Source organism: Hwanghaeella sp. 1Z406, from assembly GCF_048892425.1.
Classification (GTDB): Bacteria; Pseudomonadota; Alphaproteobacteria; order UBA8366; family Aestuariispiraceae; genus Pacificispira.
In genome coordinates, this window is the sequence record NZ_JBLZHU010000002.1 from 353,587 (window position 1) to 366,863 (window position 13,277).

The 13,277-nt window shown below is 58.0% G+C and carries 13 protein-coding genes and 1 other RNA gene; 9 read left to right on the plus strand and 5 right to left on the minus strand.

The genetic code is table 11. The features are described 5' to 3' along the window. The first annotated feature begins 111 nt into the window (after positions 1–111). From ffs to ACOSDR_RS06055, 9 genes are all read left to right on the plus strand, one after another. Positions 112–208: signal recognition particle sRNA small type (gene ffs / locus ACOSDR_RS06015), an RNA gene on the plus strand. Between the two features lie 100 nt (positions 209–308). Continuing rightward, positions 309–2,276, plus strand: coding sequence for a DNA polymerase III subunit gamma/tau (locus ACOSDR_RS06020; protein WP_420730676.1), 1,968 nt, complete (start codon positions 309–311; stop codon positions 2,274–2,276). 19 nt (positions 2,277–2,295) lie between these two features. Next, positions 2,296–2,619 (plus strand): YbaB/EbfC family nucleoid-associated protein, encoded by a 324-nt coding sequence (locus ACOSDR_RS06025; protein WP_420725257.1) that lies wholly within the window; start codon positions 2,296–2,298, stop codon positions 2,617–2,619. Between the two features lie 162 nt (positions 2,620–2,781). Continuing rightward, complete coding sequence (gene recR, locus ACOSDR_RS06030) at positions 2,782–3,372, plus strand: recombination mediator RecR (protein WP_420725197.1); 591 nt, start codon at positions 2,782–2,784, stop codon at positions 3,370–3,372. Between the two features lie 15 nt (positions 3,373–3,387). Further along, positions 3,388–4,116: a type 1 glutamine amidotransferase gene (locus ACOSDR_RS06035; RefSeq protein WP_420730677.1), complete on the plus strand. Its 729-nt coding sequence runs from the start codon at positions 3,388–3,390 to the stop codon at positions 4,114–4,116. Positions 4,117–4,118: 2 nt separating this feature from the next. Then, positions 4,119–5,576 carry a DUF4139 domain-containing protein gene (locus tag ACOSDR_RS06040; RefSeq protein WP_420730678.1) on the plus strand — a complete coding sequence of 486 codons (1,458 nt, stop codon included), beginning with the start codon at positions 4,119–4,121 and terminating at the stop codon, positions 5,574–5,576. Between the two features lie 50 nt (positions 5,577–5,626). After that, positions 5,627–8,281, plus strand: coding sequence for a DNA mismatch repair protein MutS (gene mutS, locus ACOSDR_RS06045; RefSeq protein WP_420730679.1), 2,655 nt, complete (start codon positions 5,627–5,629; stop codon positions 8,279–8,281). Positions 8,282–8,284: 3 nt separating this feature from the next. Then, positions 8,285–9,331 (plus strand): patatin-like phospholipase family protein, encoded by a 1,047-nt coding sequence (locus ACOSDR_RS06050; protein WP_420730680.1) that lies wholly within the window; start codon positions 8,285–8,287, stop codon positions 9,329–9,331. Next, entirely contained in the window at positions 9,328–9,525 is a 198-nt protein-coding gene (locus ACOSDR_RS06055; protein ID WP_420730681.1) for a hypothetical protein, read from the plus strand. The genes ACOSDR_RS06050 and ACOSDR_RS06055 overlap by 4 nt, the downstream gene beginning before the upstream one ends. A gap of 22 nt (positions 9,526–9,547) precedes the next feature. On the opposite strand, the gene ACOSDR_RS06060 is transcribed toward ACOSDR_RS06055, so the two are convergent. The 5 genes from ACOSDR_RS06060 to ACOSDR_RS06080 are packed head-to-tail and all read right to left on the minus strand — an operon-like array spanning position 9,548 to position 12,940. Next, complete coding sequence (locus tag ACOSDR_RS06060) at positions 9,548–10,189, minus strand: GDSL-type esterase/lipase family protein (RefSeq protein WP_420730682.1); 642 nt, start codon at positions 10,187–10,189, stop codon at positions 9,548–9,550. Next, on the minus strand, positions 10,186–11,400 hold the full coding sequence (locus ACOSDR_RS06065; RefSeq protein ID WP_420730683.1) for a CCA tRNA nucleotidyltransferase: 1,215 nt from the start codon (positions 11,398–11,400) through the stop codon (positions 10,186–10,188). The genes ACOSDR_RS06060 and ACOSDR_RS06065 overlap by 4 nt, the downstream gene beginning before the upstream one ends. A gap of 8 nt (positions 11,401–11,408) precedes the next feature. After that, the gene (locus ACOSDR_RS06070) at positions 11,409–11,717 is read right to left on the minus strand and encodes a hypothetical protein (RefSeq protein WP_420725189.1); all 309 of its coding nucleotides are present in this window, start codon (positions 11,715–11,717) and stop codon (positions 11,409–11,411) included. 30 nt (positions 11,718–11,747) lie between these two features. Then, positions 11,748–12,389, minus strand: a complete 642-nt coding sequence (locus tag ACOSDR_RS06075; protein WP_420730684.1) for a CoA pyrophosphatase — start codon at positions 12,387–12,389, stop codon at positions 11,748–11,750. Positions 12,390–12,403: 14 nt separating this feature from the next. After that, complete coding sequence (locus ACOSDR_RS06080; RefSeq protein ID WP_420730685.1) at positions 12,404–12,940, minus strand: DUF1285 domain-containing protein; 537 nt, start codon at positions 12,938–12,940, stop codon at positions 12,404–12,406. Positions 12,941–13,277: the final 337 nt, after the last annotated feature.

The following is a 13,277-nucleotide window of genomic DNA, read 5'->3' on the forward strand; positions in this document are numbered from 1 at the left end:
CGATCCGAAGATTGGCTCGATTGGCCATGCATGCTTGTTCCTCCTCATCTTGGTCTCAATTTGGGAATTTTCTTGCATTCCCGCCCCTTGCGCCGATATAAGGCGGCAGGAAGGCCGACGGTGGACGGGCGCCTCGCCAACCCGGTCAGGTCCGGAAGGAAGCAGCCGCAACGAGATTTTCGCCCGGGTCGCTTAACGTCGGTCTTCCGCCTTCTCCCCCGAATTCAAGTCAAAAAAGTTGATTTCACAAAGCCGCTGAAGCGGTTTTGACGGTTGTGCGCAACCCGTCGCCTTGCGATGATGGGGGTATGAGCGATGATGACGACCCACCCTTTGAAACCGACGCGCCTCCCCCCGGTCCTGGCCTGGGTCTGGATGAGCCGCCCCAACCTGTGACCCAATCAATTGGGGCCCCCTCAACAGGGGCTGTGACACCGGCTGCGCCGCAAAAGGCCGACAGCAAGGCCTATCGCGTGCTGGCGCGGAAATACCGCCCGTCAAATTTTGATGAACTGATCGGACAGGAAGCCCTGGTCCGCACCCTGACCAATGCGATTGAGGCGGGGCGGATTGCCCAGGCCTTTATGCTGACTGGTGTGCGCGGCGTGGGCAAAACGACAACAGCGCGCATCGTTGCCAAGGCGCTGAACTGCATCGGTCCCGATGGCACTGGGGGCCCAACCGTGCATCCCTGTGGCGTGTGTCAGCATTGTGTCGGGATTGCCGAAGACCGCCATGTTGATGTCATAGAAATGGATGCGGCGTCGCGCACGGGTGTGGATGATATTCGTGAACTGATCGACGGGGTGCGCTATCGCCCGGTCTCTGCCCGCTATAAAGTCTATGTGCTGGATGAGGTTCACATGTTGTCCAAGAACGCGTTCAACGCGTTGTTGAAGACATTGGAAGAGCCGCCAGAGCATGTGAAATTTGTCTTCGCGACGACAGAAATCAGAAAAGTGCCGGTCACCGTTCTGTCTCGCTGTCAGCGCTTTGATCTGCGCCGGGTGCCGGTGGATCAGTTGGCGGCGCATTTTAAGGGCGTATCCCAGAAAGAAGGCGTGACGATTGAACCCGACGCGCTGGGCATGATTGCACGCGCAGCAGACGGGTCGGTGCGGGATGGCTTGTCGATCCTGGATCAGGCGATTGCACTCAGCGCGGGGTCTGTTTCGACGGAACAGGTTCGCGACATGCTGGGCTTGGCAGATCGTGGCAGAATATATGATCTGTTTGACGCGACAATTCAGGGCGATGCCAAGACGGCGCTGGCTTTGCTGGACGAACTATATGGCGTTGGCGCTGATCCCGTCGTTGTGATCGAAGACCTGTTGGATATCACGCATTTTCTGACGCGGGCCATACTGGTGCCAGAAGCCCTGGACCGGCCGACCACGGCAGAACTGGAACGCACAAGAGGCAAGGATATGGCCCAGCGCCTGTCGCTGCCGGTGTTGGCGCGCGCTTGGCAGATGTTGTTAAAAGGATTGGGAGAGGTGCGCGCGGCCCCCTCTGCGATCCAGGCGGCGGAAATGGTGCTGATCCGTTTGATCCATGTGGCGGATATGCCGACGCCTGGTGATCTGGTTGCCAAATTGAAGGATTTCCAGCCGGGCTCTGGTGCTGGTGGGGGGTCAGGCGGCTCCGGTGGGGGGGGCTCCGGTGGGGGCACCTCTGCGATGATGCAACCAACCCTCATTCGGGGCGGGCGGGGCACTGCGGCGGTGGCACAGGAACAGGGAAGCCCTGCGATATCCGCGCAACAGGCTGATACAGCTTTGCCAAAGACATTTCTGGATGTCGTCGCGCTGTTTGAAGAAAAGCGAAAGGGCATTCTGGCCAGCAATCTAAAGCGCGACGTTCATTTGGTGCATTTCGAACCGGGGCGCCTGGAATTTCGGCCGGGCCGCAATGCTCCGTCAGATCTGCACGGGCAGATCGGAAAAATGCTGAGCGATTGGACCGGCACGCGCTGGGTGGTCAGTATTTCCAATCAGGAAGGCGCGATCACTCTGGCGGAGCAGGAGGCTCAGGCTGATCTGGACCGTCGGGACAGGGCAGAAAAGGATCCGCTGGTTCAAGCCGTGAAAAAGGCCTTTCCCGGCGCACAGATCACCCGCGTGACAGCGGCTGAATCGGACCTGTCCTCTGGCTTGGACGGTTTGGGTCTGGACGGACCGGCAGGGGTGAATGGTCGTTCCGATGACTTGCCAGAAGATCCCGATGCCCCAGATTTCACAGAGTCGGAATTTTTTGATCCGGAAGACGATCTCTAACCATTGAAATGAGGGTATGATGAAGAATCTTGGTTCAATGATGAAGCAAGCCCAGGAAATGCAATCGCGCATGCAGGAAATGCAGGCCCAGATGGAAAATCTGGAAATGCAGGGCAGCGCCGGGGGTGGACTGGTCAGTGTCACGATTACGGGAAAGGGCGAGTTACGCCGCCTGGACATTGATCCCAGCCTGGTTGATCCTGCGGAAAAAGAAGTGATGGAAGATCTGATCGTCGCTGCCGTGAATGATGCAAAGGCAAAGGCGGACGAGCGGATGCGGGACGAAACCCAGAAATTGATGGGGGGGCTGCAACTGCCGCCGGGCATGAAACTACCTTTTTAAGGGAATGATGAGTCTCCGTCATTCCCGCGAAAGCGGGACTCCAGAGCAGCCAGACCCGTTGGGTGCCAGTTGCCCTGGACCCCGGATCACGTCCGGGGTGACATAATGTCGGGCTGATCGTGGTTTCGATTGAGTTTTATGATCAATCTAAAATAGGAAATCATGCAGGAAATAGAACGGCTTATCCAGTTATTGGCACGCTTGCCGGGGCTTGGTCCACGGTCTGCCCGGCGGGCCGCGCTGATGTTGATCAAGCGCAAGGAAAGCCTGATGCAGCCGCTTGCTGTGGCCCTGGCGGATGCGGCCGAGAAAATTCAGACCTGCAACCGGTGCGGCAATCTGGACACAGCCCCGATCTGTTCAATCTGCACAGATCAGGGCCGCGACAGCGCGACCATCTGTGTTGTGGAGCAGGTCGCCGATCTGTGGGCTTTGGAGCGTACAGGCGTCTTTCGGGGGCGATATCATGTGCTGGGCGGGGTTCTGTCGGCAATTGACGGAATCGGGCCGGAAGATTTGAATATCGGCACACTGCTGGATCGCGTCGGGCCGGAGTCCCCGGTTAAAGAAGTGATCCTGGCGACCAACCTGACGGTGGATGGGCAGACCACGGCGCATTATGTCACGGAACGGCTGGAACAATCCGGTGTGTCCGTCAGCCGCCTGGCCCATGGGGTACCGGTTGGGGGAGAGTTGGATTATCTGGATGATGGGACGCTGGCGACAGCGCTGAAATCAAGACAAGCCGTATAGGAAACCTGCCTTCTTATGACAGCCAAAAAGAAACTGATCTTCCTGGCCCAGATGGGCGCGCCTGGTCGTTATGATCCCGCCATTTTCGCCAATCAGCCGGGCGGGGATAATGAAATCCTGTGGTTTGAACATATGCTGGCGGATTTGGGCCTGTTAGAGAAAATCGCCTATGAGGGGCGGCGGATATGCTATGGAGAACCCCTGCCGCATCCTTCTGAAGGGGATGCTTATGTGATTGGGGGCAGTTTTCATTCCGTCCATGATGACTTGCCCTGGCAGCATGAAATCCGCGCATGGTTGTATGCGATACGCAATGCGGATTATCCGGTCCCGGTTTTTGGTGTATGCGGCGGTCATCAATTGATGAGCCAGGTTCTGGGAGGAACCGTCGAAGGGCTTCCTGGCGAACCAGCAATTGGCACCTTGCCGATCAATCTGACTGAGGCGGGTCGGGACAGCTATTTATTCGATGGTGTTGTCCCCCGGTTCAATTTTGGAAATGAAGAGCATGTCAGCAGCGCCCCACCGCAGGCCGTCGTTCTGGCGACCGCAACCGATATTCCAAACTGTGCGCTGGATTATGGTCGGGGCTGGATATCGGTGCAGTTTCATCCCGAAGCATCGGATCGATGCATGACCGAGTCCTGGGGTCCTAAAGCTGCCACAATCGCGGATCATTATGTCCCCACGCCAGACGCGCCGCGTCTGTTCCAGAATTTCTTGAAAGCCAACGGGATCCTTTGATTATGAAGAAGCTTGCCACTCGCTCAGCCTTTCTGGGGCTGATCTTGGTTGCCCATACCGCCCATGCCCAAACCGTGTCTGTTCCGGCCCCGGTCGCTGATACCCAGATATCGGTCTATTCTGATGGTCTGTCGGTTGTCTCTGAGCAGCGCCGTGTTTTGTTGGGCACGGCAGGTCAGCGGGTTTCTTTGCCCCATCTGCCAGAAGCCCTGGATATGTCCAGCCTGTCGATTGTGATTGGCACAGAACCGGCGAACAGCATCACGATTCGCCAGGATACGCTGTCCCCACAAGGCCTGTTGGCGCGGTCGGTGGGTCAGGAAATCAGCTGGCTTGTGCCAGTTGGCGATTCCGGTGCGGAACGTGAAATCCGGGGCACATTGGTTAATGTCGACGGCGGCCTGATTTTGAAAGTCGGGGATCGGTACGAGGCAATGCCACCCAATGGTCGCCTGGCCCTGGATCGCCTGCCAGACGGCATGACGGGCGGCCTGGAAATTCAGGCGGAACCGAAAGCGGACCTGTCTGGTGAACAGCCTGTCGATATACGCTATGTCACGCCCAATCTGTCCTGGTCGGCAGACTACACGGCGGTTTTGAATGCGGATCAATCCAGCCTGACATTAAGCGGGCATTATCTGATCACCAATGACACTGACCGCGATTTTACACAGGCCATTCTGCGTCTTGTCGCGGGGGAAACAAACCGTGTTGCGCCTATGCGCAAGGAAATGCTGGTCCAACGGGCGCAACCGGCGGTAATGATGTCTGTTGCGCAGGATTCAGCCGCGGGCGGTCCCCCCAGGGAAGCGACATTGGGGGATGTGCATATTTATGATGTGCCCGGCGTCACCGATCTGCCGCGCGATTTGACAGTGCGACGCAGCCTGCAGAATCCCGTTACCCTGCCGGTAACAATGAAATATCGCCTGGATGGCAGCGGTATGGTGCATCCGGGACAACCCGGCACGGTGGAAGGATTGCGCCCCAGCGTGCGCCTGTCCTTTAAGAATGGGAAGGATGGACCCCTGGCCAAGGCTCTGCCTGCCGGGCCAGTCCGGGTTTACGGGTCTTTGGCTGCAGACAGCCCGACCGCGCCAGCGGTTATTCTGGGGGAAGACACGATATCCCACCTGCCCATCGGGGCCACGGCGGAACTGTCCCTGGGCCAGGCTTTTGATGTCACAGCGGCGCGTAAGGTCGTTTCCTATGAGACAACAGGGATCGGCCAGGACCGCCGGCCGGACCCTTATCGTGCAACCCATGAAATTACCCTGAAGAATGGTCGCGACACGCCTGTTGAGGTCACTTTGGTTGACGCAGTATATGGTCAGAAATGGTCAATTTCTGATGCGTCGATTGAACCGGAAGCCAAAGCTGCCGACAGCGTTCGCTGGATCGTGCCGGTTCCGGCACAGGGGGAAACGGTTCTGACCTATACGGTGCGCGTGACACCATAATAGGTGGATCAAGTCTTTCCCGTTAGGCGTCACATCGCTAGTCTGGCCCCATGAGCAAACCGGCAGACAATAGCGTCCAGATGACCCCGATGATGACCCAGTATTTGGGCATTAAGGAAGCGCATCCGGATTGCCTGTTATTCTATCGCATGGGCGATTTTTATGAGCTGTTCTTCGATGATGCGAAAGAGGCTGCGGCGTCCCTGGATATCGCCTTAACAAAGCGGGGCCAGCATCTGGGGGAAGACATCCCGATGTGCGGCGTCCCGGTGCATGCGGCGGAAACCTATCTGTCGCGTCTGATTAAAAAGGGTCACCGGGTCGCGGTCTGTGAACAGACCGAAGACCCGGCAGAGGCGAAAAAGCGGGGTGGGAAATCTGTCGTCAACCGGGCCATTGTGCGGGTCGTGACGCCGGGCACCCTGACCGAAGACACGCTGTTGGATGCCCGGTCTCATAATTATCTGGCCGCGCTGGCGCGCACCGCTGGCGATGGCTATGCCCTGGCATGGTGTGACATGTCGACCGGACAGTTAATGTGTCAGCCTGTTGAGGCTGCAGGCCTGGCATCTGCCCTGTCACGGATCGCGCCGGGAGAGTTGATTCTGGGCCAGAAGCTGGTCGCGGAAGACTCCCAGTTCTACGAGATGTTCCGGGAATGGCGGGATCGCCTGACGCCCTTACCGGATTCCAGATTCGATTCCACCAATGCCGAACGACGGTTGAAGGATACCTTTGGGGTGTCTGCCCTGGATGCCTATGGTGATTTTGATCGTGCAGAATTGGCAGCATTGGGGTCCTTGGTTGAATATCTGGATCTGACGCAGGTGGGCAAACTGCCCCGGCTGGAACCGCCGATGCGTCTGGCGGTGGGGGCCTTGTTGGAAATCGATCCCGCAACCAGGCGTAATCTGGAAATCACCCGCAGTTTGACCGGGGACCGGACGGGAACCCTGTTGGCGGCGGTGGATCGCACCGTGACAGGCCCGGGCGCGCGTCTGTTGGCGCAGCGCCTGTCTGCGCCCCTGACCGATCCGGGCGGGATTGGGGACCGGCTGGATGCGGTCAGTTTCTTTGTGGAAAATGAGGCCCTGCGCAATGATCTGCGCGATATCCTGAAGGGCGCCCCAGACCTGGAACGGGCACTGGGTCGCCTGATCGTTGGGCGCGGTGGGCCCAGGGATTTGCTGGCCCTGCGGGATGGGTTGGCCTTAACGAACAAGATCAAGGCGCTGCTGGGGTCAGAAACGCCACCCATGGAAATTGCCCAGGCTGTGCTGGATATGGGACGACATGATGTATTGATCGACCGCTATACCCGCGCCTTGAAGTCGGAACCGCCCTTGTCTGCAAAGGATGGCGGGTTCATCGCGCAAGGCTATGCACCGCATCTGGATGAACAGGTGACCTTGCGTGAGGAAGGCCGTCGCCTGATTGCCAATCTTGAGGCTGGATATCGCAAGGATACCGGTGTTGATGGCTTGCGCATCAAACACAACAATGTGTTGGGCTGGTTTGTGGAAGTCACCGTAAAACATGCGGAAAAAATCGGCGAACCCTTCATCCATCGGCAATCCATGGCCAATGCGGTGCGCTATACAACGGTTGAGTTGAATGAACTGGCCCGCAACATTTCTGAGGCGCGCGATCGCGCCCTGGCGGTCGAGTTGGAAATTTTTGATGATCTGGTAGAGGAAGCCCGCAAAAGGGACCGGGAAATTGCCGCTGCCGCGCGGTCTCTGGCCTTGCTGGACCTATATGCCGCCAGCGCGGACTTGGCCGTCGTGCGGGATTACAGCCGCCCACAGGTTGATGGGTCTCTGGCCTTCTCCATCGAGGGCGGGCGCCATCCGGTGGTCGAAGCCGCCCTGGCCAGCCAGGGGGACGGGGCCTCTTTCGTCGCCAATGGCTGTGACCTGGGGCGCGATCAGCGCCTGTGGCTGATCACCGGGCCGAATATGGCGGGTAAATCGACCTTTCTGCGGCAAAATGCCCTGATCGCCATCCTGGCGCAGGCGGGCCTGTTCGTGCCAGCCCGCCGTGCCCATATCGGAGCTGTGGATCGCCTGTTCAGCCGGGTTGGCGCATCGGATGATCTGGCGCGGGGTCGGTCCACCTTTATGGTGGAAATGGTGGAAACCGCGACGATCCTCAATCAGGCAACACAGCGCTCTCTGGTCATCCTGGACGAGATCGGGCGCGGTACGGCGACATTTGATGGCCTGTCCATCGCCTGGGCCTGTGTCGAACATCTGCACGAGGCGGCGCAGTCGCGCGCCCTGTTCGCCACCCATTATCATGAGTTAACCGCCCTGTCGGAACGACTGGACGCGCTCAGCCCGCATTGCATGCGGGTCAAGGAATGGGACAATCAAGTCGTATTCCTGCACGAAGTTGCCCCCGGTGCCGCAGACCGGTCCTATGGCATCCATGTGGCGAAGCTGGCCGGCTTGCCTGCCGCTGTTATCGTTCGGGCGGAAGAGGTTTTAAGCGCCCTGGAAAAGGGTGAACAATCCGGCGCCGTCACGCGTTTGGTCGATGATTTGCCCCTGTTCCGCGTTGCCAGCCAACCCGCCCAACCGGCAAAAGCCGCAAAAGGCCCCAGCACCAGTGACGCTGCCCTGGCGGAGATAAATCCAGATGACCTGAGCCCCAAAGAAGCCCTGGACGCGCTGTATCGCCTGCGCGCCTTGCTACAGGAGTAAGAGATGCCCAAGACCACCGGAACCGCCGCTCCAAAGCCCGCAAACCTAGCGCTTCAAGGGGGCGGGGCGCATGGGGCATTTACCTGGGGGGTGTTGGACTATCTGCTTGAACATAATCTGCTGAAGATTGAGGCGATCAGTGGCACGTCTGCTGGTGCCATGAATGCCGTTGTCCTGGCGCAGGGGTTTCATCTGGGGGGGCCGGACGGGGCGCGCGAAGCTTTGGCGACATTCTGGGAATCGGTGGCGGATTTGGGCCGCTGGAGCCCGGTTCAGCGCACCCTGCTGGATGTTTTTATGGGGCATTGGAGTCTGGAATATTCCCCGGGCTATGTCCTGGCCGATTTAATGGGCCGGGTTGTGTCCCCGTATGAAACCAACCCCCTGAACCTGAACCCGCTGCGGGGGTTGCTGGAGTCTCAGGTTGATTTTGAGGCGGTGTGGAACTGTCATCAATTCAAGCTGTTTCTGTCTGCGACCAATGTGCAAACCGGGCGGGTGAAGGTGTTTAAGGGCAAGGAAATCAATGCGGATGTCGTGCTGGCGTCTGCCTGTCTGCCGTTCTTGTTTCAGGCCGTGGAGATCGATGGCGTTCCCTATTGGGATGGCGGCTACATGGGGAATCCGGTCCTGTTTCCCTTCTTTGACTCCAAGAGCTGTTCCGATGTGGTGATCGTGCAGATCAATCCAGTCTATCGAAAAGGCGCACCTAGGACCGCACGGGAGATTATGGATCGGGTGAACGAGATCACCTTTAATGCAAGCCTTTTGAGAGAGTTCCGCGCCATTGATTTCGTCGCCAGGCTGTTGGAAGAAGGACGGCTGAGCCACGAGCAGTATAATGCCGTACGCGTACATATCATCGGGGAGCAGGAATTGGATACGCTGGGTGCCTCGTCAAAGATGAATACGGAATGGACATTCCTGAAACATCTGCGCGATATGGGACGGGCCGCCGCTCAGAAATGGGCGGAAAAGGATTTGCAACATCTGGGCAAGAAATCCTCCGTCAATCTGCGGCGACTGTTCCAGGGAACGGAGAACAAATGAGCCAACATCCGCAAAAGCCGGATCAACATCCGATTAAAAAAGCCGCCTGGCAGGGATATCAGGATTACCGCAAGGAAATGTCAGATCGCCACAGCCTGTCCGCCTGGCGACAGTTTTCCTTGCGATCCATGTTGCGGTTAGCGGCGATCCTGGTGGCAATCGCCATTCTGTATGATCTTTTAAAAAATGCCTAAGACCCCAGAAAATTGAGCTGTTTCAGAACCAGGCACGCCATCCGTCAAATTCAGTGACCAGTTCTGCCACGCGGCGATGTCCGGCATCGTCAGGATGAACGCCATCGCCCTGATCCAGCATGTCGTTCCAGTCCGGGTCCTGCGCCAACAGGGTGTGGAGATCCAGATAGGGGATGCCGATCTGTGCCGCAGCGGTGCGATAGGCGTCGTTCAATTCTGCCGTGCGTGTACGATCAAATGTATAGGTGACGCCGGGGCCTGGAGAAATCACAGGGGGCGTACGCCGTACCGGTGTCATGCCGATCCATAAGGTTGGCAGTAGGTCCTTTGCCTGTGACAGCATGGAAACCGCCGTTGCCAGGGAGTCGCCTTTTGGAACTCTGACGCCGGTTCCATTGAAATCAGCGCAATCATTGACGCCGAACATAAAAACCAGTCGACCGGTGACATGGGCCGGCAGGCGCGGTGCATATTCATGCCGCCAGCGTTGCGCGATATCCGTCGATGTTTCCGCACGAATACCCAGATTATAGCAACTGACATCATGCCCGCGCACCACACCTTCCTGTTCACAGGCATAAGACGGCCAGCCACGACAGGCAATGTCGCCGGTCCCTATGGTGATGCTGTCGCCGAAAAAGCAAATTCTTTGCACGGTGGTCATTGTGGTTGCCCCAGTCTTTTTTTCATGAAATCGATCAGCGCTGTACGGGACAGGGTGAAATCGGACTCGATCCACCGATCCTCTGCCTCTTTCAGCAATCGGCCCATATGCGGCCCCGGTTCCATCCCCAGAGCCAGCGCATCTTTCCCTGTGATCGGCAGCGGCGTTGGGTGCCATTCCCCGGTTTGGGTCAGCAGGGTATGCCAGGCCTCCCCGTCTCTTGCCAGACCGATCCAGCCTCGGTCGCGTGCCGCAACCGGGCCGACAGAATAAATGAACCGGCGTGCCGCAACGGCATCCGGGGGGGCGATTATCGGGGCCGCCAGTGTTTGCAGTCGCGCGCGATCCGCACCAGACAGTTTCAGCCGGTCCGCAATATGCGCTGCGCCGTCTGGGTCTTCAGGAATCAGGCATGCCAGGCGCAAAATCCAATCGGGCTCCCCACCATCCTGGGCGATCAGGCGCATCAGGCCGTTGATATCCCGTGCTTCAGGCAGCCAATGGGTCAGAAACGATCCGTCGCGTAGTGCGATCAGGGCGGGAACAGGGTTTTTCGCCGTCAAAAGGCGCATTATTTCTCCCGCCACCCGTTCCGCTGACAGCGTGCCAAGCAGGTCCTTGTTATGGGTGCAGGCGGCCAGACCATCGGGATCCAACGGGTTGAAGCCCAATTGCGCATGGAACCGGAAGAATCTCAGGATGCGCAGAACATCCTCCTGAATGCGTGTGTCAGGATCACCGACAAAGCGCAGGCGCTTGGCGATGATGTCGTCGTATCCCTGATGATAATCCGAAAGACGCCCCTGCTGGTCCGCATACAGCGCATTGATGGTGAAATCCCGGCGCAGCGCGTCTTCCCGCCAATCGGTCGTATAGGCGACGACCGCGCGCCTGCCATCGGTTTCGACATCCCGCCTCAGGCTGGTTACCTCAACCGTGCGATTGGGTAAAACCGCGGTGACGGTGCCAAAATCCAGACCGGTTGGCACTGATTTGATCCCCGCACTGGTCAGGGCGTTCTGGGTGCCCACAGGTTCCAGCGTGGTGGCCATATCGATGTCATGAACCGGGCGTCCCAACAGCGCGTCACGCACGCAACCGCCGACATAGCGCAAGTCGCCCCCGGCGGTGCGGATCGCGTCGAACAGGCGGATTAAGTCGGGGTCCTGCATCCAATCCTGGTCGGGAAGAAATAAGTCCGGTTTAACCATCAAATGCCCTAGTCATCAGTGGGGGGCCGGGGGATTGGCTCATAATGGCCGGGAATCATTTCACCATTCACCACGGTCGGGGGAACCCAGCGCCCTTCCTGAACCGGTTCGCCAAAGAAAAACAGAACGACCAATGTCGCTGTTGCCAGAACACTGCCGACGGAAAACAAGATTGCCCAGGGCCATGTCTGCCAGCTTGCCAGGGGTTTCCCATCGGCCAGGGCCTCTTTCTTGCGGTTGGTGAACCATGCCCAGATCGCATACAGAATGAAGGGTGCGATAAAGGGGATAAGGATGGAGATAATGGTGCGGGTCATACCCGGTAAACTCCCTTTTGTGTGGTGTCGTCACACGATGTTAGAAACGGTATCGTCTTTGGCTTTTTCGGCAACAGTTTCCAGAATGTCGGTCAGGTTGACGATCATGCCAGCGGTGGCACCCCAGATATAGAAGTTCCCAAATGGAATGGCATAGAATTGGCGTTTAACGCCAGCCACTTCCTGGGAATGCCGCTGATGATTGGCGCGGTTCAGCAGGAAATGTAAGGGGACTTCAAAAATCTCGTCCACTTCCCGGGGCTCCGGGCGCGGGGTAATGGGGGGATTGATGCTGCCAATGACCGGTGTGACGGTATAGCCGGTGCGGGTGACATAGGGGACCATTTCGCCCAGGACCTGAACCTGATGGCGCGCAATGGCGACTTCCTCTTCTGTTTCGCGCAGTGCTGTTTCGATCAGGCTCGCATCTGTCATATCGCGCCGCCCACCGGGAAAGGCGATCTGCCCCCCGTGATCGCGTAAATGGGCGGTGCGACGGGTCAACAGGACGGTCGGGCCTTCGTCTCTCTGGATTAAGGGGATCAGGACGGCGGCATCAATCAGATCCGGGCGCAAGGGGCGCATACCGGGATTCAAATCAGAATCCCCGCGCGGTGTCGGCGTCTTCAGCATGGCGTGGCGCAAACGTTCTTCGATACTCAAAATATCCATTCGGTCCTCAACTCTTAATCAGCGGCGGCCTCTGGAACGCGCCCCAGGCAGAAACGACTGCCAGCGCTTTCTATTTCCAGGGCAATGCCGCCTGAAACAGGAATTTCTTCGGCCCGGGCGACCAGATCATAAAAGATGGGGCGCAGGATCAATGCATCCAGCCCGTCTCTTACCTCAATATAGGGTGCGGGTTCCCCGGTTTCAGGATTTTCGGTCACCCGTATGGCGTGACCCTCTCCCGCCGTTACCCAGTAATCCAGATTCGTTCGGAAGGACAGGGTTTTACGTCCCTGCTCATCATGATCTTCCCGCATTTCGACCGCAGTAAAGGGGGCGTCTTCTACGGTGATGTGACCCCGCTCCCCCGGTGTGACCAGCCAGTATTGACCGGCCTCATCACGTTGCAGGACCGTGGCAAACAGCTGACACAGCTTGTGCCGCCGGATCGGGTCGCCCTGATAGGTCCAGGTGCCGTCTCTCAAGATCGCAATGTCGAAATCACGATAGGTTTCCGGCCAGTCGAACCCGCTTAACCCTTCACCGGTTCTCATCAATTCCTTGAGAGATTTGCGGGGGGGCCCTTGTTTCGGCATGGTCAGAACCTCAGCTTTGTTTAAGGTGGCAAAGAACGGTTCTCAGTATGGCGTGAATTGCCCGCACCGGGAAACCATCATGCCTGTTATTACGTAGTGTTAAGAGCACAGTGTTAAAGGCAAGCCGCGACAGGGAAATTTGATTTTGAAAAGTCATGGCATTCTTCGTGTGCCTTTGGCACTGTTTGAAAGACAGGCCCCCATTGCCGCATAAGGGAGACTTTAAGGTGACACAGAATTTTGAATCCAGCACATCTGCCGCCGCAAAAGCCTCCGCTGCGGCGGGCGCCCAGGT

Excerpts from the sequence above, each read along its gene's own strand:
- ACOSDR_RS06020 (WP_420730676.1), top strand. The coding sequence starts at position 309 with ATGAGCGATGATGACGACCCACCCTTTGAAACCGACGCGCCTCCCCCC.
- ACOSDR_RS06025 (WP_420725257.1), top strand. The coding sequence starts at position 2,296 with ATGAAGAATCTTGGTTCAATGATGAAGCAAGCCCAGGAAATGCAATCG.
- recR (WP_420725197.1), top strand. The coding sequence starts at position 2,782 with ATGCAGGAAATAGAACGGCTTATCCAGTTATTGGCACGCTTGCCGGGG.
- ACOSDR_RS06035 (WP_420730677.1), top strand. The coding sequence starts at position 3,388 with ATGACAGCCAAAAAGAAACTGATCTTCCTGGCCCAGATGGGCGCGCCT.
- ACOSDR_RS06040 (WP_420730678.1), top strand. The coding sequence starts at position 4,119 with ATGAAGAAGCTTGCCACTCGCTCAGCCTTTCTGGGGCTGATCTTGGTT.
- mutS (WP_420730679.1), top strand. The coding sequence starts at position 5,627 with ATGAGCAAACCGGCAGACAATAGCGTCCAGATGACCCCGATGATGACC.
- ACOSDR_RS06050 (WP_420730680.1), top strand. The coding sequence starts at position 8,285 with ATGCCCAAGACCACCGGAACCGCCGCTCCAAAGCCCGCAAACCTAGCG.
- ACOSDR_RS06055 (WP_420730681.1), top strand. The coding sequence starts at position 9,328 with ATGAGCCAACATCCGCAAAAGCCGGATCAACATCCGATTAAAAAAGCC.
- ACOSDR_RS06060 (WP_420730682.1), bottom strand. The coding sequence starts at position 10,189 with ATGACCACCGTGCAAAGAATTTGCTTTTTCGGCGACAGCATCACCATA.
- ACOSDR_RS06065 (WP_420730683.1), bottom strand. The coding sequence starts at position 11,400 with ATGGTTAAACCGGACTTATTTCTTCCCGACCAGGATTGGATGCAGGAC.
- ACOSDR_RS06070 (WP_420725189.1), bottom strand. The coding sequence starts at position 11,717 with ATGACCCGCACCATTATCTCCATCCTTATCCCCTTTATCGCACCCTTC.
- ACOSDR_RS06075 (WP_420730684.1), bottom strand. The coding sequence starts at position 12,389 with ATGGATATTTTGAGTATCGAAGAACGTTTGCGCCACGCCATGCTGAAG.
- ACOSDR_RS06080 (WP_420730685.1), bottom strand. The coding sequence starts at position 12,940 with ATGAGAACCGGTGAAGGGTTAAGCGGGTTCGACTGGCCGGAAACCTAT.